Annotated in this window: 14 protein-coding genes; 11 read left to right on the plus strand and 3 right to left on the minus strand. The window is 43.3% G+C overall.

Annotated features, from left to right (window positions below; genetic code table 11):
* Position 1: 1 nt before the first annotated feature.
* From FAZ15_RS03495 to idi, 4 genes are all read left to right on the plus strand, one after another.
* A complete protein-coding gene (locus FAZ15_RS03495) occupies positions 2 to 463 on the plus strand; it encodes an SRPBCC family protein (protein WP_136899900.1) in 462 nt (153 codons plus the stop codon).
* A gap of 2 nt (positions 464 to 465) precedes the next feature.
* The gene (locus FAZ15_RS03500; RefSeq protein ID WP_136899901.1) at positions 466 to 930 is read left to right on the plus strand and encodes a sterol desaturase family protein; all 465 of its coding nucleotides are present in this window, start codon (positions 466 to 468) and stop codon (positions 928 to 930) included.
* 20 nt (positions 931 to 950) lie between these two features.
* Positions 951 to 1,658: a lycopene cyclase domain-containing protein gene (locus FAZ15_RS03505; protein WP_136899902.1), complete on the plus strand. Its 708-nt coding sequence runs from the start codon at positions 951 to 953 to the stop codon at positions 1,656 to 1,658.
* A gap of 71 nt (positions 1,659 to 1,729) precedes the next feature.
* Positions 1,730 to 2,272, plus strand: coding sequence for an isopentenyl-diphosphate Delta-isomerase (gene idi, locus FAZ15_RS03510; RefSeq protein ID WP_136899903.1), 543 nt, complete (start codon positions 1,730 to 1,732; stop codon positions 2,270 to 2,272).
* A 217-nt stretch (positions 2,273 to 2,489) separates the two neighbouring features.
* Here the strand turns inward: idi and FAZ15_RS22435 are convergent, their stop codons facing one another.
* Positions 2,490 to 2,654 (minus strand): hypothetical protein, encoded by a 165-nt coding sequence (locus FAZ15_RS22435; protein ID WP_162304864.1) that lies wholly within the window; start codon positions 2,652 to 2,654, stop codon positions 2,490 to 2,492.
* Positions 2,655 to 2,913: 259 nt separating this feature from the next.
* Between FAZ15_RS22435 and FAZ15_RS03515 the strand changes: the two genes are divergently transcribed.
* On the plus strand, positions 2,914 to 4,065 hold the full coding sequence (locus FAZ15_RS03515) for a hypothetical protein (RefSeq protein ID WP_136899904.1): 1,152 nt from the start codon (positions 2,914 to 2,916) through the stop codon (positions 4,063 to 4,065).
* 943 nt (positions 4,066 to 5,008) lie between these two features.
* On the plus strand, positions 5,009 to 7,267 hold the full coding sequence (locus FAZ15_RS03520) for an alpha-N-acetylglucosaminidase (protein WP_136899905.1): 2,259 nt from the start codon (positions 5,009 to 5,011) through the stop codon (positions 7,265 to 7,267).
* Between the two features lie 21 nt (positions 7,268 to 7,288).
* Here the strand turns inward: FAZ15_RS03520 and FAZ15_RS03525 are convergent, their stop codons facing one another.
* Together FAZ15_RS03525 and FAZ15_RS03530 are read right to left on the minus strand one after the other, a co-directional pair.
* Complete coding sequence (locus FAZ15_RS03525) at positions 7,289 to 8,578, minus strand: dicarboxylate/amino acid:cation symporter (RefSeq protein ID WP_136899906.1); 1,290 nt, start codon at positions 8,576 to 8,578, stop codon at positions 7,289 to 7,291.
* Positions 8,579 to 8,964: 386 nt separating this feature from the next.
* A complete protein-coding gene (locus tag FAZ15_RS03530; protein ID WP_136899907.1) occupies positions 8,965 to 12,990 on the minus strand; it encodes a hybrid sensor histidine kinase/response regulator transcription factor in 4,026 nt (1,341 codons plus the stop codon).
* A gap of 404 nt (positions 12,991 to 13,394) precedes the next feature.
* Between FAZ15_RS03530 and FAZ15_RS03535 the strand changes: the two genes are divergently transcribed.
* From FAZ15_RS03535 to FAZ15_RS03555, 5 genes are all read left to right on the plus strand, one after another.
* The gene (locus FAZ15_RS03535) at positions 13,395 to 15,350 is read left to right on the plus strand and encodes a glycoside hydrolase family 97 protein (protein WP_136899908.1); all 1,956 of its coding nucleotides are present in this window, start codon (positions 13,395 to 13,397) and stop codon (positions 15,348 to 15,350) included.
* A 147-nt stretch (positions 15,351 to 15,497) separates the two neighbouring features.
* Positions 15,498 to 18,635: a SusC/RagA family TonB-linked outer membrane protein gene (locus tag FAZ15_RS03540; protein WP_136899909.1), complete on the plus strand. Its 3,138-nt coding sequence runs from the start codon at positions 15,498 to 15,500 to the stop codon at positions 18,633 to 18,635.
* Between the two features lie 11 nt (positions 18,636 to 18,646).
* Positions 18,647 to 20,434: a RagB/SusD family nutrient uptake outer membrane protein gene (locus FAZ15_RS03545; protein WP_136899910.1), complete on the plus strand. Its 1,788-nt coding sequence runs from the start codon at positions 18,647 to 18,649 to the stop codon at positions 20,432 to 20,434.
* Positions 20,435 to 20,451: 17 nt separating this feature from the next.
* Positions 20,452 to 22,047 carry a glycoside hydrolase family 76 protein gene (locus FAZ15_RS03550; protein ID WP_136899911.1) on the plus strand — a complete coding sequence of 532 codons (1,596 nt, stop codon included), beginning with the start codon at positions 20,452 to 20,454 and terminating at the stop codon, positions 22,045 to 22,047.
* Between the two features lie 112 nt (positions 22,048 to 22,159).
* Complete coding sequence (locus tag FAZ15_RS03555; protein WP_162304865.1) at positions 22,160 to 23,371, plus strand: discoidin domain-containing protein; 1,212 nt, start codon at positions 22,160 to 22,162, stop codon at positions 23,369 to 23,371.
* The last annotated feature ends 19 nt before the right edge of the window (positions 23,372 to 23,390 follow it).

Consider the following 23,390-nt stretch of genomic DNA (forward strand, 5'->3'; position numbering starts at 1 on the left):
TATGAAATATCAACTACATAGGGAACAACAATTGAAGACGGATATCGCAGCGGCCTGGACTTTCTTTTCTTCGCCATATAACTTGTCTGTCTTGACGCCTGCATCGATGAAATTCAAGGTGCGTTCTGAACTAGACGACGAATCGATTTTCGAAGGGATGCTGATTAATTACAACGTGACACCTTTGTTGGGTATACCGATGAGTTGGCAAACGGAAATTACCCAGGTATCACCACTTCACAGTTTTACGGATTACCAAAAGAAGGGACCATACAAGCTGTGGAATCATCACCACCAGTTCATCGAAAACGAAAACGGGGTCTTGGTTATTGATACGGTAGATTATGAATTGCCTTTTGGTATATTAGGCGACTGGGTACATGGTTTACTCGTCAAGAAAAAATTAGACCATATATTCGATTACCGTTTTGAGGTGTTGGAAAAGAAATTTAATACGCAATAGAGATGAATATTTTAATCGTTATAGCTACGTTTTTACTCATGGAGGGGTTTACTTGGTGCACACATAAGTACGTGATGCATGGTTTTTTATGGTTTTTGCATAGAGACCATCATGATCATGCGCACGATAGCAAATTGGAAAGAAATGATTACTTCTTTGTTATCTTTGCTGTTCCAGCTTTCTTGTTGATGTACTATGGATCAGTACAGGGCTTTAACCATTGGTTTTATATTGGGCTGGGTGTTACACTATACGGATTCTCCTATTTCTTTGTGCACGACATTTTTATCCATCAGCGTGTCAGATTTTTACGCGATACGAAAAACCCCTATTTATTAGCTATTAGACGGGCACACAAACAGCATCACAAACATACGGGAAAGGAACAAGGCGAATGCTTTGGTTTCCTATGGGTGCCGATCAAATATTTTAAAATGTATTTTAGAGATAAAAGTTCTAAAATTTAGTTAGTTATGGTTTTTATATCATGAAACAATACACCTATTTACTGGTCAATTTTCTAGCAGTCATCGTCTGCTTTATTTTTTCATTTCACCCTAAAATTAGGTTCGATCGGTTTTTTGTACCATTTATCAAGAGCGCGATCCTAGTATTAATTCCGTTTATCATCTGGGATGCCTGGTTTACAAAAATAGGTGTATGGTGGTTTAATGACAGTTACCTTATCGGCGTACGCCTGCTTGGACTTCCCTTGGAGGAATGGCTGTTTTTTATATGTATACCTTTCTCCTGTGTCTTTACTTTTTATTGTCTGGACAAGTTTTTCAGTTTGGAATGGAAGCCGCAGGCTGACCGGTATTTCAGCATGGGGGCAGCGGTATCCTGCTTTGTGCTATGTTTGTTCAACACGGGCCTTGTTTATCCATTTATTACGTTTTTGGCGACAGGTATATCGCTGGTGTACCTCAAGTTTGTCAGTCGGGTGACTTGGATCGGTAAGGTATCGTTGATCTATACGATGCTCCTCCCTGGATTCTTTTTGGTAAATGGTGTGCTAACAGGCACAGGCTTAGAGCAGCCGATTGTAAATTATACAACAGGACACTATATGGAGATTCGGATAGGCACAATTCCCGTTGAGGATGCTGTGTATGGCTATACGATGATTTTATGGAACGTATTCTTCTTCAAAAAATTTAGCCGTGACAGGCTTGAGACAGCTGCACTAACTTAATGATTTTACCTGCGTTGTTGCATGAATTGCATCGCACACCGCATAGAATCGGTTGATAGATAAAATGTATTATGGAAAGAAATAAAGTTGTATTGGTGGATAGGCATGATGTTGCAATCGGGGAGATGGATAAGATGGACGCGCACCGATTGGGCGTTTTGCACAGGGCATTTTCAATATTTATATTTAATACACAAGGGGATATGTTGATCCACCAGCGGGCGAAGGGTAAATATCACGGCGCCGACTTATGGACCAATGCCTGCTGTTCGCATCCGCAGTGGAACGAAGATATCATGGAAAGTGCAAAGGAGCGCTTGGCCTATGAAATGGGGATATCATGTACCTTGGAAAAGTGTTTCTCTTTTATTTATAATATACCGGTGGAGAATAATCTGATAGAGCACGAATACGACCACGTTTTTTTAGGTTATACGAACGATGAACCAAATCCAAACCCCGCTGAGATCCAAAATTACCGCTGGGTGCCGCTAGAGCAATTGGAGCGGGAGGTGCATACGCAGCCACAGCATTTTACGCACTGGTTTAAAATGGCCTTGCAACGGATTGCTGCTGATTTCAGCAGTGACAGCATTGTACCAAGAGAAAGATAGATAATTCAGAAAACTACCTTAACGCACACATCTGTGCGTTAAGGTGTTGCTTTTAATACTGTCTTTTTTATTAAAGAGTTTTTTCCAGTGTTTGATTAATTGTTCTCCACGTAGACCGACTGCAACGATCTTACCAGACGGATCGATGAGGTAATTCATAGGAATGGATTGTACACTGTAATAGGACTTTTAAGTTTATGAATTTATGCTATGTTATTTATTTTAGCAGTTCCTGAATCTTGTTAATTAAGGCCTCGCCACGGAGGTTGGATGCCACAATGTCTCCCTGGCCATCAATCAGTACATTTTGTGGAATGGCCCGCACATTGTGCAAGGCCGCTGCAGGTTCCTTCCAGCCTTTTGGCTTGATACATGATACCAAGTCATACCATCCTGTTCAATAGCAGCTTTCCACTTACTTTCGTTATCGTCTAGCGAAACGCTGAGAACCGTAAATCCCTTGTCTTTAAACGCGTTGTATGCTTCGACTACATGTAGGGGGATAACTATGGATTCAGCTTATAATCTTACTTACTATCGCTATACTGATATCACACAGGAAAATCTTACCAAAATATTATACAAATATTAGATATTTCTTTATATTGTATTTTATTAATTACAATCATTAAATATCTATTATGAAAAAGAAATTTATTTGTTTACTAGCGGTGTTAAGTCTACTTCTCCAGAATTGTCAAAAATCCCCAAATCAAAGGGATTATGGCGACGAAAACTTGTCAACTTATAATAATAACGATTCGAAATTTTCAATACTAGAAGATGGTAAAGAACATTACCTTTTCGATGACCCTGAATGGAAATTAATTTGGGATATTGAAAATAATTTATGGGGACGTATCGTTCAAAATACTGAAAAATTAAATCAATTGAAATCAATAGAATTAGATGAACTATTAAAACTTATAGGATATAAAAAAGAGGAATTCGATAAAGATAGAGAGAGAATTTTGATAGCAAAAGGACATTTAGCAAAAAAATATGACCTTAAAATAGACGAACAAAAAAGTTGTGTATCTTGCGAAATATCAAAAAGCGATAGCAAAGTTGATCTAGGTATTATCATAGAGCTGGTTTCGAATAAGCCAAAATCGCTAGATATGATGATAAAAAATTATAAAGACCTTGATAAGGAAAGGTTATTGTACGAAAAGTTGATGGCTAGTAAATTAAATTTTACGGATGACATTACGCAATCTTCTAATATCAGAAGAGAATTAAAGTTGTTAAGGTCTGCAATTCAAAAGGTTCAAAACTTTGAACTAGTTACAGGACTTACAAGTGCAGAATTAAGAGCATTCGTAATGGGCCCCGAAATCCAGAAGGAAAAATATAAATCAGCCATAATTAAAAGCAAGCTTGACGAAACTTCAATAAAAAGAGAGGTACAATTATCGTTAGGTATTATTAAATTTCTGATGGCAGATGAACGACTTCAAGATCTTAAATTCAACGATCTTGTTGGTATTATTGTGTTAGAAATGAACGGATATTCCTCAAATTATAGTATCCAAAGCTCTTCAGTCCCTCCGGGTTTCACCTGTGGTTCCGAACTTCATAATATAGAAAATTGTATTGACCAATCATCAATTTGTATAGAAGGTTTTTGCGCCCCAACCGAGGATTCTCCTACTGTATGCGATGGGGTCGTTTACGCTTGCTATTTGACTTGTTTTGGCGGGGGCGGGGTTTTATGTGCATACCTTTGTTACTGTGGTTTTTGTAACGGTCCAACTAGGGATGCGATTTGTTTAAGTATACCTGGAAGTTAAGAACGATCACTTTGAAAAAGCTAAAAGTTTTATCTATATTTTCGTTGTTTCTTTGCTGGTGTTAAATTCTTTGGTTGCGAGCAACAGAGCTGGCAACCTTAATAATTCGTGTTGTCTCATATTTTTTCAAGATACATGTTATAATTTTTGTACTGTTGGTAATTTAAATATCAATTTATATATAAAAATGAAGCTGTCTCCTATGTTTTTAACCGGCAAATGTATGAGACATTTTTTTTGTCTTACAAATTCGCTCACATAATGAAAAAAGGAGAGCCAAAAGCCGTCTTAGTAGCTTTTTAGCATACTAATATTGAGAAATGGTCTTCCTTTTTTTTCGCTTCCTAAGACGGGACAGAATGTAAAGCGGAATTAGAGTTCAGCTGGAATATCCATCAGGAAACAAGTCCATCCAAGGGAAGTTTCACTATTGATTTTTTCATGTTAAATAAAAAATCAATATGGACATACTCGAGCAGGTAGTTGGTATCGACATCGGCAGCAAGGAACTGTCGTTACCTTGGACAAATGTTTTCCAATCTAGATAAAAAGTTGTGCCATTATGGTAATTTTCGAAATACAGATAAAGGTCTGGTAAATTTACAGCAGTGGTACAAGCTCATAGTTTCGCAGAAAGGCCTCTTTATCTCCTTATGGAGGATACGGGCGTTTATCACGAAAAAGGTGACCTCTTTTTTGGAAGCTAGCGGGCTTAATATTGCTTTTATATGCAATTATAATTACGCGGCACATAGCGTTGTCTGGAGAACAAGTTTTTTCGGATAGCTCGTTTTTTATTAACTTCGCATGCGTATGATTCAAAACAAAACAGCGTATGCGGCTGTTTTAACAAGTATCCACAATGGTTTGAGCGCAATTAGTGTGTACATCTGCCTGCTTTCTGCCAACTGAACATATTTTCACCCCTTATGTCAACAAGTTAATGAAGATTTTAAAAGATAATGACTTTCAACACGCTGCCGAAGCATTAATAAAAAGAATACTACCAAATCGATATGAACAGTTTAATGTCGTCATTGCGCGTACCGACGACGGAAATGCAGATGATTTTTTTGAGATTTTTCCAAGAGACCAAAAGGTTGTTCTTAAAGGAAATACGCCTGTAGCGGTTGCGTCTGCATTGCACTGGTACCTGAAATATGTCTGTAATTGCCATATATCCTGGAACAGTGACCAACTGGATCTCCCGGATCTTTTACCGACCGATTTTCATCCAATTGCGCAACGCACCGAATTTGACATCCGCGCGTATCTTAATTATTGCACATTTAGTTATTCGATGCCGTGGTGGGATTGGGAGCGCTGGGAACGTGAAATAGATTGGATGGCGCTGCACGGCATTAATATGCCACTCGCTATAACAGGTCTAGAAGCTGTATGGCAGAATACGCTGCGACGTTTGGGAATGGATGATAATTCGATCCGAAATTTTCTAGTCGGCCCAACCTACTTCGCTTGGCAGTGGATGGATAACCTGGAAGGCTGGATGGGCCCGCTCTCGCAAGATTGGATAGATAGGCACTTGGTATTGGGGCAGAAAATTATCGAAAGGGAGCGCGCACTGGGCATGAAAACGATCCTTAAGGGGTTCAGCGGCTACGTGCCTACCGCACTTGCCAAGTTTTATCCGGACGCTAAAGTCTATAAAACCGACTGGATATCTACATTTGAAACGGCGCAAATAGATCCGTTGGATCCGTTGTTTAGTGAGATAGCAGAAATATTCGTCGAAGAACAACACAAACTTTTCGGCACGGATCATTATTATTCGGTTGATCCATTTCACGAGAGCCAACCGCCCATCAAAACCGAAGGATATCTGGAGCAAGCGGGTAGAGCTATATTTTCTGCGATTAACGATATCGACCCAGAAGCTGTGCTCGTTATACAGACTTGGTCGCTTAGACAGGGCTTGCTGCGGGCTGTCCCCAAGGATCGGACGCTGATGATGGCGCTGACAGGGACAAACTGGAAAAAACACGAGAGCTACTGGGGCAGGCCATGGGTGGTCGGTATGATGCATAATTTTGGGGGACGAAATTATATGGGTGGAAATATGACGCATTTCCTGAGTCACCCATTGCATTTGAAGCGTTTACCTGCTGCCCAAAACGTGCAGGGGCTTGGGATCTTTCCGGAAGCAATCGAGCATAATCCCATCATTTACCAGGCAGCCACGGAGATTGCTTGGCATCAGGAAGTGCAGGACCCGTCGACTTGGACTAAGCAATATGCCAAGTCGCGCTACGGCAGTCTGCCTACGGCTGCTGCACGTGCCTGGGAAATATTGCTGGCGACGGTCTATCAGCAAAAGAAGGTGAAAATTATCTCCATGGAATCTCCTATATGCGCGCGTCCGGCATTGTCCATGCCCAGCGTATCCATGAACGGAGATATGGTGAGAGACTATCCGTTAATCGACCTGTGGACGGCTTGGAACGAAATGCACAACGCAGCAAGTGAACTCGGAGAGAAGGCTACTTTCCAATATGATGTGGTGGATATTGCCCGCCAATGTCTGGTGGATTTATCTTTGCTGTTACATCAAGAGATTAATATCGCGTATAAAAATAAAGACCTAAACGCCCTGCGTAGGGCTGGTGGACAATTTATTGAACTGATGGAAGATCTGGATGATCTTTTGGCAACACGGGAGGAATTTTTGTTGGGCAAATGGCTTAGCGATGCCCGCAAGTGGGGAAATTACGAGGAGGAGCAAAACCGCTATGAACAAGCTGCACGAACGCTTGTAACGGTGTGGGGGCCGGTAACACCCAACGCTCTGTTTTTTGATTATTCCAACAGGCAGTGGTCTGGCTTAATCAAAGGTTTTTACTTACCACGTTGGCAGATGTTTATCGATTATCTTTTACAGCAGCCCGCCGATGAAAACAAACGCTACCATGAGCGAAAACTGCGTAAGTCGTACGGTCGACCTGCAAATAATGCGAATGCGTTCTTTGACGCACTCTCCTCATGGGAAAAGTCATGGACAGAGGGTCACGAAACGTATCCGGCAGTAGCAGCTGGTCATAGTCTGGAGATAGCCGAAACGTTATATGCAAAGTGGTGGCCGGTTATGCAGGGTGAATCGAAACAGATAATACCACTCGCTTTGCAGGCGGAATACGTGGAAGAAATTGCGCAGCAGTCGGACGAACCAGAAAATTTTGGTTTGTAAGTGCTCTGCAGAAAATCTACTTTACGCTGTCTCTTGTGGGGGATTGCTCTTTTTCATTCCAACCCTATTTATTATCGTTGCGACCATCGCATCTCCGGATACATTGACCGCTGTTCTCAACATATCCAGCGGCCTATCGACCGCGAATATCAGGGCTATTCCGGCTGGACTTACACCGATCGATTCTAATACGATTACCAACATTAAAATCCCTGCTCCAGGGACGGCTGCAGCACCTATAGAGGCAAGTGTTGCCGTGGCGATCACGCTAAGTTGCTGCGCCATGGTAAGATCGTAGCCCATAACCTGAGCAATGAAAATAGCCGCAACGCCCTGGTATAGACAGGTGCCATCCATGTTGATCGTTGCACCGATAGGAAGTACAAAACTTAATACCTCTTTCCGTATACCAAGGTTCTCTTCTGCACATTCCATCGTAACGGGCAGCGTAGCTGCACTAGAGCTGGTTGAAAAACCGAGTAACTGTGCGGGCAGAATAGCTTTGAAGAAATGAAACGGATTCATCTTTCCGAAGAAATATATGAATAGGGAGTACACACCATAAACAAGTATGACGAGACCTAGTACAACTGTAAAAGCGTACATCCCTAATGCTTTAAATACGTCGATAGAAGGGGCCTCCGCTACAAGGGCAGCAAGAAGTGCGAACACACCGTAAGGAGCAAATATCATCATGATGTCGACAATCTTTAAGACAATAGCATTCCCGGCATCCAGTACATTTTTGAAGGACTCGATTTGGCCGAAAGGCAGCATAATCATAGCGATACCGACTAAAAGGCTGAAAAAGATGATTTGAAGCATATTGCTGTTTGCTGTCGCCGCATGAAAGATATTGTCTGGAACGATATCGACCAATACTTGTAAAGGTCCCCTGGTTTCCTTAATTTCAGTAGCCTCGTCGATCTTATACTGCATCTCGCCAGCAAACGACTGCAGCATATCTTGCCTGGTATTTTCCATAATAAAGTTGCCCGGCTGTATAAAGTTCACGAGCGCCAGCCCTAAGCTGACGGCGATAACGGTGGTCAAGATGTAAAGTCCAAATGTACGAACGCCTAAAGCTGAGAGCTGCGTGACATCTTTTAAATCGGAAACACCTTTGATTAAGGAAACAATGATTAACGGAATAGCTATCAATTTCAACAGGTTGATAAAAATAGTACCAAAAGGCTTGATCCAATCGATAGCAAACTCCCGTCCGCCTGCAAATTGAGTGCATAACAATCCGACTGAGATACCTGCTGTGATGCCTATCAAAATCTGCCAGTGCAATGGTATTTTCTTCATCTTTCTTTTCGTTTTATCTGATTTTTTCAATGGAGTTGGTATACGGTTCGACAAAAGGTATTATAAAACTTATGCCAGCCAAAAGTCTACCACCGCTACTAATCGTTGAATAAATTAAGTTTTTAATCGCTTTTAGCATAATTCGTTAGAACGTACGTATCAACAAAGGCCAAACTTAGATAAAATAATTGAACGGCCAAATAACGTACACAAAAAAAATATAACAGATTTTTGAAATAAAAAAAAGAATTATTATTTTTATCCTAAATTAAGTCGTTAAGTTATTCTTACTTAACGCCATAGGTTAGGTTTTGTGATTTGGTCAAATCACAAGGATAGATAATAGAACCCTCACGATCTCCCGATTGATGAGGGTTTTTTTAACACTATGACAATTTACGGTATTCCTTTGGCGTGACGTTGTTACGTTTTACAAATTCGCGGTAGAAATAGGATTTGTTTGACATGCCGCTCTTGTACATAATCTCCTGAACAGATAGATTGGTCGAAACCAGCAGCCGTTCTGCCGTCAAAAATCTGTAGTCCTTTATAAAATCCATCAGCGATAATGAAGTGATCTGTTTTACCTTACGGTAGAGGCTTCGCGGACTTGTATGCAGCTGCTCGGCAATGAAGGCCGGACTTAACGCAGGATTTTCGATATGGACATCGATGATACCAACAAGGGTAGATATGAGTTTTTTATCGTCCCGATGTACAATGTTTTTCATGGTTGTTTCATATGCGCTCTCCGGAGAATGATAATAGTCGCGCATCACCTCGCTCTTTGAAACAAGTCGCTCGATATGGGAACGTAAAAGGGAAAGTGAAAATGGCTTGGTTAGGTAAATATCGGCACCGGACTGTATTCCAGCTTCCTGTTGCTTTTCCGTTGTTTTAGCCGATAATACAATGATTGGAATATGCTTATATGATTTTACCTTTCTTATCTCTTCAATAAGCTCGATACCGTCTTTTCCGGGCATCATCACATCCGTAATGATTAATGAGACACTTTCTGAAGCTATTATTTCCAAAGCGCGTAGGGCGCTGTTGGCCGTAAGAATAGTGAAGTCTGTATCTAAATACCGTGTAACCATACCTAAAATATCCGCATTATCGTCAACGAGCAATATCGTGGGACGAGTAGATGCTAATCGCACAGGCCTTGACGGGAGCGCTGTAGCTGGCATTGTCGGTTCTTCTGGATCTGCTACAACAAGATGAGGTAGCATAACGTGAAATTGGGTATATTGATTCACTTCACTTTCCACGGTCAATGTACCCTCTAATAACTCCACCATCGAGCGACAAATGGAAAGTCCGAGGCCGGTACGTCCTGTTAACTGCATATATCCGTTGGTGTCATCGTTCTCCAGGATGTGATATGGTTCAAATATGCGTGACAAATCAGATGCTTCGATTCCCTTTCCGCTATTATAAACGGTAAGCGCTAAATTAGAAGCTTGCTGACCGAGATATACCCGTACAGTGCCCTTCTCATTGACATATTTAAAGGCGTTGGATACCAAATTGTTTAATATCCGCTGAAAAAAAGCTGTATCCGTATTCCAAATGATATCCGATTCGATAGCTTCAACAAAATTGATCCCTGATTTCGCGGCGATTAACCTGAATGATTTGAGGTACTGCATTGTTAAAGGGGTGAGCTGTACATCTTTTTGGATGTGATAGGCGGGAGTTGCTTTCTCGGGATCGTGAATAGCTAATAGCTCACGGATTAATCCCTCCAATGCAACCGTATTTGAGGTCAAGGTGTTCAGGTGTTCTTGATATTCGGATTCAGATTGTACGCTGCCCCCTTTAAGAACCTCACAAATTCCCTTGATAAGGGTGAGAGGGGTATAAAATTCGTGCGTCATGTTCGTAAAAAAGGCTAACTTGGATTCTAAAAGCTCTTTACGTTGGTTTTTCTCCATCTCCCGTTGGGCTTCTGCTTGTTTTCGTCGCGTAATACGCTTGGATTGCCTATAAATATACAAACATGCCATGCCTAGGATCAGCATATAAAATATAATGGCGCCATTAGATAAATACCAAGGGGGTAGCTTGACGATGTAAAGGCTTTCGGTTCGTTCGCTACCCGGGGTGACATCATTTTTATAACGAACTTTCAAGGTGTACTTGCCAGATGGCAGATTGTTAAAATCTATTTGGTTTGTATTGGATATAGCGATCCATTCGTCATGATAATTATCTAATTTATAACTGTATGCATAATCTTTGTTCAAGTAATCAAGTACAGTAAAAGAAAGACTGAACGAAGGGATAGATACAGGGATCTGGATCCCGTCGCCCTTTTTTCTTGCAAAGGCAGACAGCGGAAAACTTTCTCCTTTGACCTTGATGTCAAAAAACTGAAACTTACTGGGATGTGCATATTCTTGCTGCAGCAGCTGACTCGGGTTTACCCACATAAATCCGTTTACGGCGCCAAAGTACAAGGTACCGGTATGGGGACATTTCCAATAAGCATCATCCGAAAACTCGTTAATCTCCAGGTTAGGTGGTACATAGTTATGAAATACCTCGTTGTGCGGGTTATACTTAATCAGGCCCCGGCTGGAGCTTAACCAGAGATACCCCATTTCATCACCAAGAATTCCATGGATCATATCATTTACGAGTCCGTCTTTCTTGTCATAATGCTTAACATCGCTAATGCCCGACTGCCGTAGATTAAATGTCGTCATCCCGGAAGTAGATCCCAGATAATAAGCGTATTGGTGGTCGTGCCACATAGTCAGCACATCGGTAATATTGAGGCCATTGGTGGGGTTTTTGACCGGAAGGAAGCGATAGCTTTGTCGGGCGGTATCAAATGCAGCGACACCTTGTCCGCCCCTTAATCCGACTATTAATTGGGAAGGATCTCCAAAAAGCATTGCTTGTGTTTCATTACCCGCGAAATTGGTACCTCGCATTAAATGATTTCTTACAGAACGAACCAGAATGTGTTCCCCCTCGGTCGCGATATCGACCTCGATCAGTCCAAACCGGGTCGAGGTGAGCCAAAGTTTCCCCGGATCCGCCTCCAATATGGTGTGTATGCTCTCCAACAAAGGCTTTCCCTCGGGATCCCGTGCCTGTCGAATTTTACGGTCGGTGTAATTATAATAAAACAGGCCTTTTTCCGTACCAATCCAGAAAATATTATGGTATCTGCTTTTTGCTAAACCGAAAATTTGTCCCGAGGATAGTCCTTCGGTTTTGCTAAACCGGCCCGTAGGTTGTGTAGAGATGGTAACACTGTTGCCCGAACTATTATATTGGAATTGAAGCAAACCATCGCCATTGGTGCCGATCCATAAATTCCCCAGTGAATCGGTAAGTATTGCTCTAACAGGCTTGTTCGTGATGTTGGGAATAGACAGGTTGAGTTGTCCAAATAGTGGGGGTGATGCGCTGTGCTGCTGTACGCCTTGCCCGTCGGTGCCGATCCACAACAAATCCTGATACCGATCGCGGAGCAGGCAGAATACCGAAACCCCCGGGCGCACCCATTCGGTCTCATCTCCATTACCGTGGCTAACTTTCAGCACACCCGAATTATTCAACGCCACGTATACCGCTCTATCGTAATATTCAATCTGTGCGATAAATCCGTAATCCTCTTCGATCATCGATCTGATATTCGCTAGATGACGTTTACGGGAGGTGAGTAGATCGTACTGAAAGATATCAAATTGCCGATCAATAAAATATAGGTCGTTGCCCGAGAGACAGGCTTTCATTATCCGGTGATCGTGGATGCGTACTTCCTGACCGTTAATTTTCTTCTGACCACGGATTTCCGCTATATTCTTAGAAAGCAGATGTCCATCATTTTTTAATATCAATAATGCTGAATCTACAATGAATAACTTATTGATATTCAGTAGACCAAGGTCTTTGTTTGAAAGCTGGATGCTATCTATCACGACATCGTTTAGATGTGGGGACGACTTATAGTGCAATAGTATTTGGTCTCCGGGGATCATCCAAGAATCACCATTGGCGTCGGATTCAATATTCACTAGTTTTGGGAGGGAAGGGTAGGAAGCAACAATCTTACGGGTGATGAGCGATAGCTTGTTCAATCCCATGGTAGTGGAGATCCAGAGGTGGTCATCACCGGCCGCAGTGACCTTGTAAACGATATTGCTACATAAGGAGAGTGGATTTGATGGTTCATGACGGTAGGTAATGGTCTCCGTACCATTATAGAAAGATAGTCCATCATAGGTGCCAAACCACATATATCCGTAATGGTCTTGATAGGCGTATAATACGGCATTATTAGGCAAATAGATATTGGGTCTATGCTGCTGTTGTTGTGCGGTGACCGTTATCAATTCTGTTGATAGGAGAACTAAAACCAAATAGTATCTTAGATGACCAATAATCTTCATTATAATGACCTGTAATTATTTATAAGTGTAAAAGGTTTATCCGTGAAAATATAACTGAAATATAACCACGGGGTGTTTGCACTCTGCTAATATACAACTTTCTATGATCGTGGTAATAGCACAATACCGGATCAACAGTATCATAATTCGCCAAAAGGGTACACTAATTTACAACTGGTCGATAAGTGTACCCTTTTGGCGCACTACGCAAATACTTCGTTAGGGATAGCAACTAAATTTGTTGCATTATAAATCTGCAGTGATAATGTTATCTATAGCCGGTTCGGGTTTTCACGTACAATAGCGTGAACAAAATTCAAGGCCATCTCGATACACACTGGTAGCGAAAATGCACCCGGACATGGTTGCATACAGAATGTTAAACTTAAAAATATTATTACTTCATGAAGAAGATTGCTGGAGCTTTCCTACTTGCTGCGACGTTATCGACAGTAAATGCGCAGAACAAAATTAAACTGGTCTCACCGAATGGTGACATGGCCACTGAGATCGTTCTGTCTGACAAAATCTATTATTCCGTTTTATGTAAAAATGATACCCTCTTACGCAACAACTCTCTAGGGCTACAACTTGATAATGCGAACCTAGGTGAACAGCCTAAACTAGCGGGTAAAAAGGAAAATCATGTTAACGAGCAGCTCAAACCAGTGGTACCATTAAAATTTTCGACTATAGATAACGCGTACAACCAGCTGATACTTCGTTTTAAAGGTCAATATGGCGTGGAATTTCGTGCGTACGACGACGGTATAGCTTACCGGATCATGACTGAAATGAAAGACAGCATCAATGTAATTTCGGAAGATTTCGGGATCAATTTTCCCGCTGATTACCTTTTACATGCACAACAACCAGGAGGATTTAAAACTGCATACGAAGAAATATATACCCATATAAATAGTTCTGAATGGAAACCTGCGGATAAAATGGCCGTCCTACCTGTATTGATCGACACAAAAAAGCCATATAAGATACTGCTTTCTGAATCGGATCTGTCGGATTATCCCTGTATGTTTATTAAGGGAAATGGTCAAAACGGGATCACTTCGACCTTTCCTAAGGTACCGCTTCGTTTTGGAGATGATGGAGACCGCAGCGTAAAAATTTTAGAAGAAGCAGATTATATTGCGAGAACGGCTGGAAAACGGAGCTTTCCGTGGCGATATTTTATGGTCTCGAAAGTGGATACGGATATCCTCACCAATACGATGACCTATCGATTGGCATCCAAGAATATCATCGACGACGCCACTTGGATAACACCGGGTCAAGCAAGTTGGGAGTGGTGGAACGGGGCAAAACCATACGGTCCGGATGTGAATTTTGTATCGGGATATAACTTGGACACCTATAAGTACTTTATCGATTTCGCCAATAAATTTGACATGAACTACATTATTATGGACGAAGGTTGGGCGAAGAGTACCAGAGACCCATATACCCCCAATCCCGAAGTAGATGTACATGAGATTATCAGATACGGTAAGGAGCGGAATGTAGGTGTATTTCTTTGGTTAACCTGGTTAACGGTAGAAAAAAATATAGACCTTTTCGAAAAATTCGCATCCTGGGGCGTAAAGGGAGTAAAGATCGATTTCATGGATAGGAGCGACCAGTGGATGGTCAACTATTACGAACGTATTGCCCGAGAAGCTGCGAAACATAATCTTCTTGTAGATTTCCACGGCTCTTTTAAACCGGCCGGACTGGAATATAAATATCCAAATGTGATCTCGTATGAGGGTGTTCGCGGAATGGAGCAGATGGGTGGTTGTTACCCGGATAATAGCGTATACCTTCCCTTCATACGTAACGCCGTAGGTCCCATGGATTACACGCCTGGTGCCATGATCAGTATGCAACCCAATGTCTATAGAAGCGAGCGTCCGAATTCAGCGAGCATTGGTACACGTGCCTACCAGATGAGCCTCTTTGTTATTTTCGAAAGTGGACTGCAAATGTTAGCGGATAACCCCACGCAGTACTATAAGAACGAGGAGTGTACTGAATTTATCACCAAGGTGCCTACCACCTGGGATGAAACGGTTGCCCTAGATGCTAAGGTGGGCGAGCATGTCATCGTGGCCAAGCGTAAAGGGGATAAATGGTACATCGGCGGAATGACAAACAGTAAAGTTGACTGGCGAAATTTTCAGGTCAAACTATCGTTTTTGGCCTCCGGCAAATCATTTAAAATGACGCATTTCGAAGATGGTATCAATGCGGTAGAACAGGCGATGGACTATAGAAAAAAGATGTCTGAAGTGACAGCTGACTCCGTAATGGAAATAAAAATGGCTAAAAGCGGAGGCTTTGCTGCTGTGATTGAGCCTATGTAATACATGTATTAAACCTTTATAAACTAAATCAGAATTATGCTCGTATACCGATAATCATTTCCCGATGATACGTAGATAGGCAACCTAAGGTCGTCTTCTGCGGTACGAATCAATATTTTTTACCAATTAACGAATAAACTATAACCAATGAACAAGAAAGAATTTAATAAAATTCGAAGGATTAAATGGGGCTTACAGTTGCGTACACCCTTATGCGCTATGCTGCTGCTATCGGCTGTAGGCGCATATCCGACCCCTATGGGTGCAAATCATCTTTTTATTGTGAAATCACCCGTTAGCGGCACCGGGCTGCAACAGCGTACGCTGACGGGAAAGGTGACAGGACCCGATGGTACCCCGCTCGTGGGTGTAACAGTTTCAATCGTCGATTTTAACGTATCTACACAGACAGACCGCAATGGGGAATATGAATTTCGTATTCCAGAAGAGGCCAAAACGGTGCGATTTACATTTGTGGGATTCAAAGAAATCGAGCAAACTTTACAAAATAAGACCCGTGTAGAGGTACAGCTCGAAGAAGCTGCTGATGACCTAGAAGAAGTAGTGGTGGTGGGATATGGTACACAAAAGAAGATCCAGACTTTAGGTGCCCAGTCTAATCTTAATGTAACCGAGTTAAAACAGCCTGTAGCAAATATCAGTACCGTGCTGGCAGGTCGCGTCTCCGGGGTAGTCGGTATGCAACGTAGTGCGGAGCCTGGTCTTGACGGTGCCCAGCTTTGGATCCGGGGTTTCAACACCTTGAATAACTCCAGTCCGCTCGTACTCGTGGATGGAGTGGAACGAAGTTTTAGCAACATCGATCCAAATGATATCGAGTCTTTTAATATTCTTAAAGACGCTTCTTCGACATCGGTGTATGGTGTGCGTGGTGCCAACGGGGTCATTTTGATCACAACGAAAAGAGGATTGCCCTTGGAAAAACCGCGGATAGACGTAGATTACTACCAGGGTATAACCGAATTTACCCGCGTACCCGATATGGTAGATGGGGTCACGTACATGCAGATGGCCAACGAAGCCAATGTGACAAGGGGCGATTCGCCGATCTATTCGGAAGAACGGATACGGAATACGCTGTCCCAGGAAGACCCTATGCTCTACCCGGATGTGGACTGGTTTAAGGAGATATTTAACAGGTTTGGAAATAACCGAAAGGCCAACCTGAGTATCCGTGGTGGCGCTCCACGCATGAACTATTATGTGTCTGCGGGATATTACGATGAAAAAGGACTGTTTAAGACTGATGGTCTATCGCAATACAATTCGGAGATTGCTTTTAAGCGGTATAATTTTACATCGGCTTTAACGGTACATGCGACGAAAACGACCACGGTAGACCTCGGCATAAAAGGTTGGATCTCGAATGGCAATTATCCCGGTACAGGAACAAATGCCATCTTCTCTTCGGTATTTAACCTCTATCCGATTTTGTATCCCGTTCGGTATCCAGATGGGTCGGAACCGTTCGTTTCTACAGGAGGTGGACTATACAATCCCTACGGATTGTTGACAAACCGTGGTTTCGTGACCACGTACGAAAATCAGATGATGTCGGACATCCATGTCAAACAGAAACTGGATTTTGTGACAGAAGGACTTTCGGCTCGTGTCCTATATTCTTTTGATGCACAGAATACAAATAGATTAAATCGATCCAAAATACCTTATACGTACTATGCGCAGACGCGCGATGATAATGGCGAACTCGTCTATGAACGGACAGATGGTGGATCCGGTAAAGATTACCTTGATTTTAGTCGGGAAAATGGTGGCCGCCGGCAATTCTATCTCGAATCGGCCATTAACTATAGTCGCGACTTTGGTGGACACTCGGTTAACGGCCTATTTTTATATAATCAATCAGATCGGATCAGTGCCACGGCCGGCGATCTGATGGGATCAATTCCGTACCGTAGCCGTGGGATTGTGGGTCGGGGAAGCTATGCCTATCAAGATAAGTACCTCGCGGAAGTGAGCTTCGGATATAACGGTTCAGAAAATTTTGCGCCCGAAAGCCGATATGGTATCTTTCCATCTTATGCAATCGGATGGGTACCCTCAAATGAAAAATTCTGGGGCAATATGGATCAGGTGATTCAACTGTTAAAAATCAGAGCTTCATATGGCTTAGTGGGTAGTGGTGATATCAGCGGGAGACGATTTGCGTATATCGCCACGGTGGCAAACACGGGCGGATACAGCTATGGCCAAAATAGAGACAACAACATTGGTGGGTTGGATATTGGTGATTACGCCTCTACAGTGACCTGGGAGACTGAAAAAAACACAAATATCGGCCTTGAATTAAAAACTTTTGATAATGCGCTAGAGCTTATGGTCGATGTGTTCAAGCGTCGTAGGGAAAATATTTTCCTGACCCGCGCATCAGTCCCGGCCTCGGTAGGACTACGTTCTAACCCGCTGGGCAACCTGGGAATCGCAGAAAACAAAGGTATCGACATCACCGCTAATTTCAGTAAGCAATGGGGTGAGTGGGGCGCTACCTTCCGAGGTACATTTACCTACAACTCGAACAAGCTGATCGAAAACGACGAACCCGCTAAACCTTATCCGTGGATGGAAAAACGTGGACATCGTCTTTTTCAGCGCTTTGGCTATATTGCAGATGGCTTCTATACACAGGAAGAAATTGAAGATCCGACGGTGGCCCGTACGGCTGGTGTCATACAGGCTGGAGACTTAAAATTCAGGGATTTAAATGGTGATGGGGTGATTGATGCAAATGACCAGACCGCCATCGGACTGGATCATGTACCCCAAATCTTATATGGCTTTGGTCTTACGGCAGCCTACAAGGGATTCTCCTTAGGCGCATTCTTTCAAGGGGTAGACCGTGTTGAATTTTCCCTTTCGACCACTTTCATGCCTTTCCGTGCTGGATCTGCCCGTGGAAGTTTGTTTAACAATATTCACGACCGCTGGACAGAAGACGACCAACGGCAGGATGCATTCTATCCCCGTCTTTCTTACGGTGATATTAACCAGAACTACACAGCCCCAAGCAGTCATTGGATTCAAAATGGTCGCTTCTTACGCATGAAGACCCTGGACTTTGGTTATACGATACCGAAGGGTTCTTTTAGTGGCTGGGGCGTGGAAAATGCACGTATCTACTTTATTGGCTACAACCTACTCACATTTAGTCCGTTTAAAATGTTTGACCCCGAGTTGGGGAGTGGCGCAGGCGATCGGTATCCAAATATTAAGACGTATAGCTTAGGTCTGAACATCACTTTTTAATTCTGTTAATTATGAACACAAAAATAAAAACATATATAGGGCTGCTGTTGATACTGATATGCAGTTCATGCGATAAGGACTTCTTTGATCAGGTACCCGATGACCGCCTGCAGATAGGGGATATTTTCAAACGTCGTACGACAACCGAGCAATATTTGGCGAATATATACAACCGGATTCGCGCACAGATGGACTGGCGCTTTGACAACAGTTTCGAAAGCTTGTCGGACGATATCGACGTGACTTACAACGACATGGCACCCTTTCAGCTCAATATCGGTAACTGGGACCGCAATACCAGCGCCTTTAATAGGTGGGGCCATTACTATCAGGGAATTCGTTCGGCTACCTTCTTTATTCAGAATGTAGACGCTAATCCGGAAGTACCGGAGGCTGAAAAGACGAAATGGAAGGCAGAAGCACGCTTTCTTCGCGCATACTTCTACGCCAATCTGATGATGCAATATGGTCCGGTAATTATTATGCCGGAAGAGCTACTTGCACCGGATGCGACAATTGAGGAAATTAGCCTGCCGCGAAATACATATGATGAATGCGTTGATTATGTGGTCAATGAAATCAATACTGCTATTCCTGATCTGCCGATAACGCCCGTGAATACACGGGAGTGGGGAAGAATCAACCGTGGAATGGCGCTGGCCTTTAAATCACGTGTATTATTGTATGCTGCCAGCCCCCTATTTAACGGGAATATCGATTATGCAGACTTTAAGAATCTGGATGGTACGGTACTGGTAAACCAGCAATACGATAACAATAAGTGGAAGTTGGCAGCTGATGCTGCGAAAGATATGATCGATTTCGGTCAGTATAGTCTTTATATCGAACGGGATGCAGATGGTGTCATTAAGCCGTATGAATCCCTGAAGAACGTGCATCTGACGGATTGGAATTCGGAAGTGATCATGGCTCGTGTATCGGATAATTTTGGCCCCGATAAAATGGGATCGCCCCGAAATGTGGGGGGGTGGTCAGCCTTTGGACCGACACAGCAACTCGTGGATGCCTTTTTCATGTCTAATGGGCGGCCTATAACTGATCCAGCTTCGGGATATAACGAAACAGGTACAACGGCGCAAGACACGAAATATTATACACCTGGTACCTCAAACATGTATGTGGGACGTGAACCGCGCTTTTATGTCGCCATCACCTTCAACCTCAGCAAATGGATAAATAACGACAGGGGAAGTAATAACCAGCCGGTTACCATACAGATGTACAGCGGAGGAAATAGTGGTCTATATAATGGACGAAATTATTCTAGGACAGGATATGGTGCGCGAAAGCTGGTACATCCAAGTACGACACTGGAGCCAGACCGTATCCAGGGGCGATTGGAAGTACAGCTCAGATTGGCAGAAATTTATCTGAATTATGTAGAGGCTTTGAACGAATATGATCCGGAGCATTCGGATATTACAAAATACCTGAACATGATCCGCGAAAGAGCGGGAATCCCGCAGTACGGTTCGGAAGATGGTATGGTGCCTGTTCCGGGGGATAAGGACGCCATGCGGCAGGCAATACAGCAAGAGCGCCGTGTTGAACTTTGTTTTGAAAATTTACGCTACTTTGATACACACCGGTGGAAGATAGCTGCGCAAACAGATGGTGGCGATTTTTACGGTATGAATATCGAGGCAACGACGTCGGCAGGTTTCCATCAGCGCACTGTTTTTGAAACGCGTCAATGGAAAGACAAACAATACCTGTGGAATATTGTACAGGACGAGCTGAATAAAAATAGAAATCTTGTTGAAAATCCAGGGTGGTAACCAAAAAAATTATACAGATGAAAAATATAGTATCTATATGTATACTGGCTGTAGCATCTACTTTGTGCTTCTCGGCTTGTGAAAAGGAAGAAAAGGGAGGGCTCGGTGAGGGTCGGGTGCAGGAAGTGGAATTGCGAGCTCCTGTAGACGGAAGTACGGTAACGCTAGCGGAGAACAGTGACGGACTTGAGTTCAAATGGTCGGAAGCCACCGTCTCGAATGGCACATTGGCCTTCTATACTGTGGTATTTGACAAGGTATCGGGTGATTTCTCGCAGCCCCTCATGAGCCGCAGGCCTGACAAATTGGGATCCGCGACTGTATTAACTGTGCCTCGGATGACGCTGGATTCGCTGGCTAGGACTCTGGGTGCTACGGTAGGCAACCCTGTCGACATCAAGTGGACGGTGCACGCGAGTACCGGTATCAATAGCGCTGTTGCAAAGCAGCCTTTTAACTTGAAACTAGAAGTGACACAGGATCAACAGGGCGATATGCTGCTGACGGCTGCGGATCAGATGATGGATGCATTGATCACCTATTTTCTGGACGGCATGCCACTGGATGTCTGGGGCGAATACTATCCGCGCCGAAATACGTTTTGGGATGGCGCTTCTACGGTATGGGGTCAGGGGGCCGCTTTTTCGGGTTATACCGCACTTAAAAGTATGGGCGAGCACGACCCGGCGCTTAAGGCAAAGTATGCAACGCTCTACGACAATAGGCTGCTTACGTCGATAGATAAATTTCGAAACCAGAGGCAGGGCGGCCCTGAGGGATATGCTGTGTTTCCCGGGGGTGGCGACGAACGCTTCTACGACGATAATGTATGGATTGGATTAGATATGGTCGATCTGTACATGCTTACCGACGATACCAAATATCTCGAGCGTGCAAAACTGGTTTGGGATTTTGTGCTGTCCGGAACAAACGATCTGATGGGAGGGGGTGTGCACTGGAAGGAAGGTGACAAAGGAAAGAACACCTGTTCTACTGCCCCTGCCGCCGTACTCGGAGCCAAACTTTATCAGGCGACCAACGAACAGGTATACCTGGACAAGGCAAAAGAATTTTACCATTGGGTGAAAGATCGACTTCAGGATCCCGAAGATAAGCTGTACTGGGACAATATGAAACTATCCGATCCGTCCAATCCGGGTTCAACTGTCATTATAGACAAAACGAAATTCACCTATAACGCGGGGCAACCTGTACAGGCCGCTGTATTATTATACGAAATCACGGGCGACAACCAATACTTGACAGATGCCCAAGAGACGGCTGAATCAGCTTATAAACGCTGGTTCAAACCCTATCATTCGGCCGCACTTGGTGAAGAAATCGTGATGTGGACGGATAACAATGTATGGTTCAATGCTATTTTGTTGAGGGGTTATATCGAATTGTGCCATGTAGATAATAATGAGAAGTACGTACAGGCCTATCGAAAAATAATGCAACATGCCTGGATGTCGCCAGCGAGAGATGTGCAGACAAATCTGCTTAACAATGATTTTAAAGCGAACGGTCCACGACCTGAATCGGGAATCCTGTATCAGGGGGCGTGTGTCGAGATGCTAGCGAGACTTGCAGATTTTGAAGCAAAAAAATAATGAAATTGTTGAATAACTATACCGAATTATGATACATCTGATAAAAAAAAGTTTAGCGATAATAATGCTACTATGTTCGTTATGGAGCTGCTCCAAGAACGAAGAAATAAAAGTGAACGATATCTTAATCCAGAATATCGATAAGGAAGGATTAAGTATTCCATTGAATGAAACATTTCTTGTAGAAGCCTCAATAGCCCCCGATAATGCAGATAGAGGTGGAATTACCTATAAATCGAGCGATGAAGAAATATTTACCGTGTCGGCAAAAGGCTTAATCACACCCAAGAACATGGGAGCGGCTGAGCTGATCGTGAAAACCCAGGACGGTAGCAGGTTAAGCGACCAACGGACAATTACGATCGAAAGACCATCCATCGAAACGATTGAAGTGGAGGGTATGGTAGACGGCTATCTTATCGTCGGATACAACCTGGAACAGAAGGTCATGATTAATCTGCTGCCCGAAAATAGTACACCTCTGGTAACCTTTCATACAGACGACGCCAGCGTATTCACAATAAATGAGGCTGGCAGCGCATTGGGACACCGCTTAAACGGCGAAGCGAATTTAACTGTTCGTGCCGTACACAATCCAGAAATTCACACCACCGTTAAAGTAAAAGTGCTGGATCTAACGGTATCCGAGATTGTAACACCGACTAACCAGTTAACCATCACACCAATGGGGGGCACTTATCAATTAAGGAAAGAACTAACAATCTTGCCAGCTATTGCAGCTGGGGTCGAACTCCGTTATGAAAGTAACCGCCCTGATATTGCCACGGTAGACGAAGCTGGTGTGGTAACGGCGAAAGGCAGGGGTGAGGTAGAGATTACCATTTCATCCAAAGATGCTAATCCGGTACAGTCTACCGTTAGCTTCTTCGTGGAAGCGGAGCTTAGCTATACGGGATGGACCGCTACTGCGTCTTCTTTCAATGCATCACAAGGTACGCCCGGAGCAATCTTGGTCGATGGGGCTTCACCTTTTTGGCACAGCAAATGGGAAGGTGGTTCAGAAAAGCTACCACACTGGATCCTGGTGGATATGAAAGCAGAGCGAATGATTACTGAAATAATGATCAATAGAAGGTCAACAAATACGGATCTGCGCAAAGCTATTATTGAAGTGAGCCAAAATGGAGGTACTTTTACATCTGTAGGTGAGATAAACTGGGGGTCTGCCCCGGCATCGGATGATAAACGTTTTGCTTCTTTTGCAAAGCAAAAAGTCCGTTATATTCGTATTACCATTACCGAAAGCAATAGGGGGGATAATGCAAGTATTAACCGTATGCGGGTATATGGCGCAAGTGAATAGTGTTGATTGCATTCTAAAA

The organism is Sphingobacterium olei, assembly GCF_005048855.1.
Lineage (GTDB): Bacteria > Bacteroidota > Bacteroidia > Sphingobacteriales > Sphingobacteriaceae > Sphingobacterium > Sphingobacterium olei.

Excerpts from the sequence above, each read along its gene's own strand:
- FAZ15_RS03495 (WP_136899900.1), top strand. The coding sequence starts at position 2 with ATGAAATATCAACTACATAGGGAACAACAATTGAAGACGGATATCGCA.
- FAZ15_RS03500 (WP_136899901.1), top strand. The coding sequence starts at position 466 with ATGAATATTTTAATCGTTATAGCTACGTTTTTACTCATGGAGGGGTTT.
- FAZ15_RS03505 (WP_136899902.1), top strand. The coding sequence starts at position 951 with ATGAAACAATACACCTATTTACTGGTCAATTTTCTAGCAGTCATCGTC.
- idi (WP_136899903.1), top strand. The coding sequence starts at position 1,730 with ATGGAAAGAAATAAAGTTGTATTGGTGGATAGGCATGATGTTGCAATC.
- FAZ15_RS03515 (WP_136899904.1), top strand. The coding sequence starts at position 2,914 with ATGAAAAAGAAATTTATTTGTTTACTAGCGGTGTTAAGTCTACTTCTC.
- FAZ15_RS03520 (WP_136899905.1), top strand. The coding sequence starts at position 5,009 with ATGAAGATTTTAAAAGATAATGACTTTCAACACGCTGCCGAAGCATTA.
- FAZ15_RS03525 (WP_136899906.1), bottom strand. The coding sequence starts at position 8,578 with ATGAAGAAAATACCATTGCACTGGCAGATTTTGATAGGCATCACAGCA.
- FAZ15_RS03530 (WP_136899907.1), bottom strand. The coding sequence starts at position 12,990 with ATGAAGATTATTGGTCATCTAAGATACTATTTGGTTTTAGTTCTCCTA.
- FAZ15_RS03535 (WP_136899908.1), top strand. The coding sequence starts at position 13,395 with ATGAAGAAGATTGCTGGAGCTTTCCTACTTGCTGCGACGTTATCGACA.
- FAZ15_RS03540 (WP_136899909.1), top strand. The coding sequence starts at position 15,498 with ATGAACAAGAAAGAATTTAATAAAATTCGAAGGATTAAATGGGGCTTA.
- FAZ15_RS03545 (WP_136899910.1), top strand. The coding sequence starts at position 18,647 with ATGAACACAAAAATAAAAACATATATAGGGCTGCTGTTGATACTGATA.
- FAZ15_RS03550 (WP_136899911.1), top strand. The coding sequence starts at position 20,452 with ATGAAAAATATAGTATCTATATGTATACTGGCTGTAGCATCTACTTTG.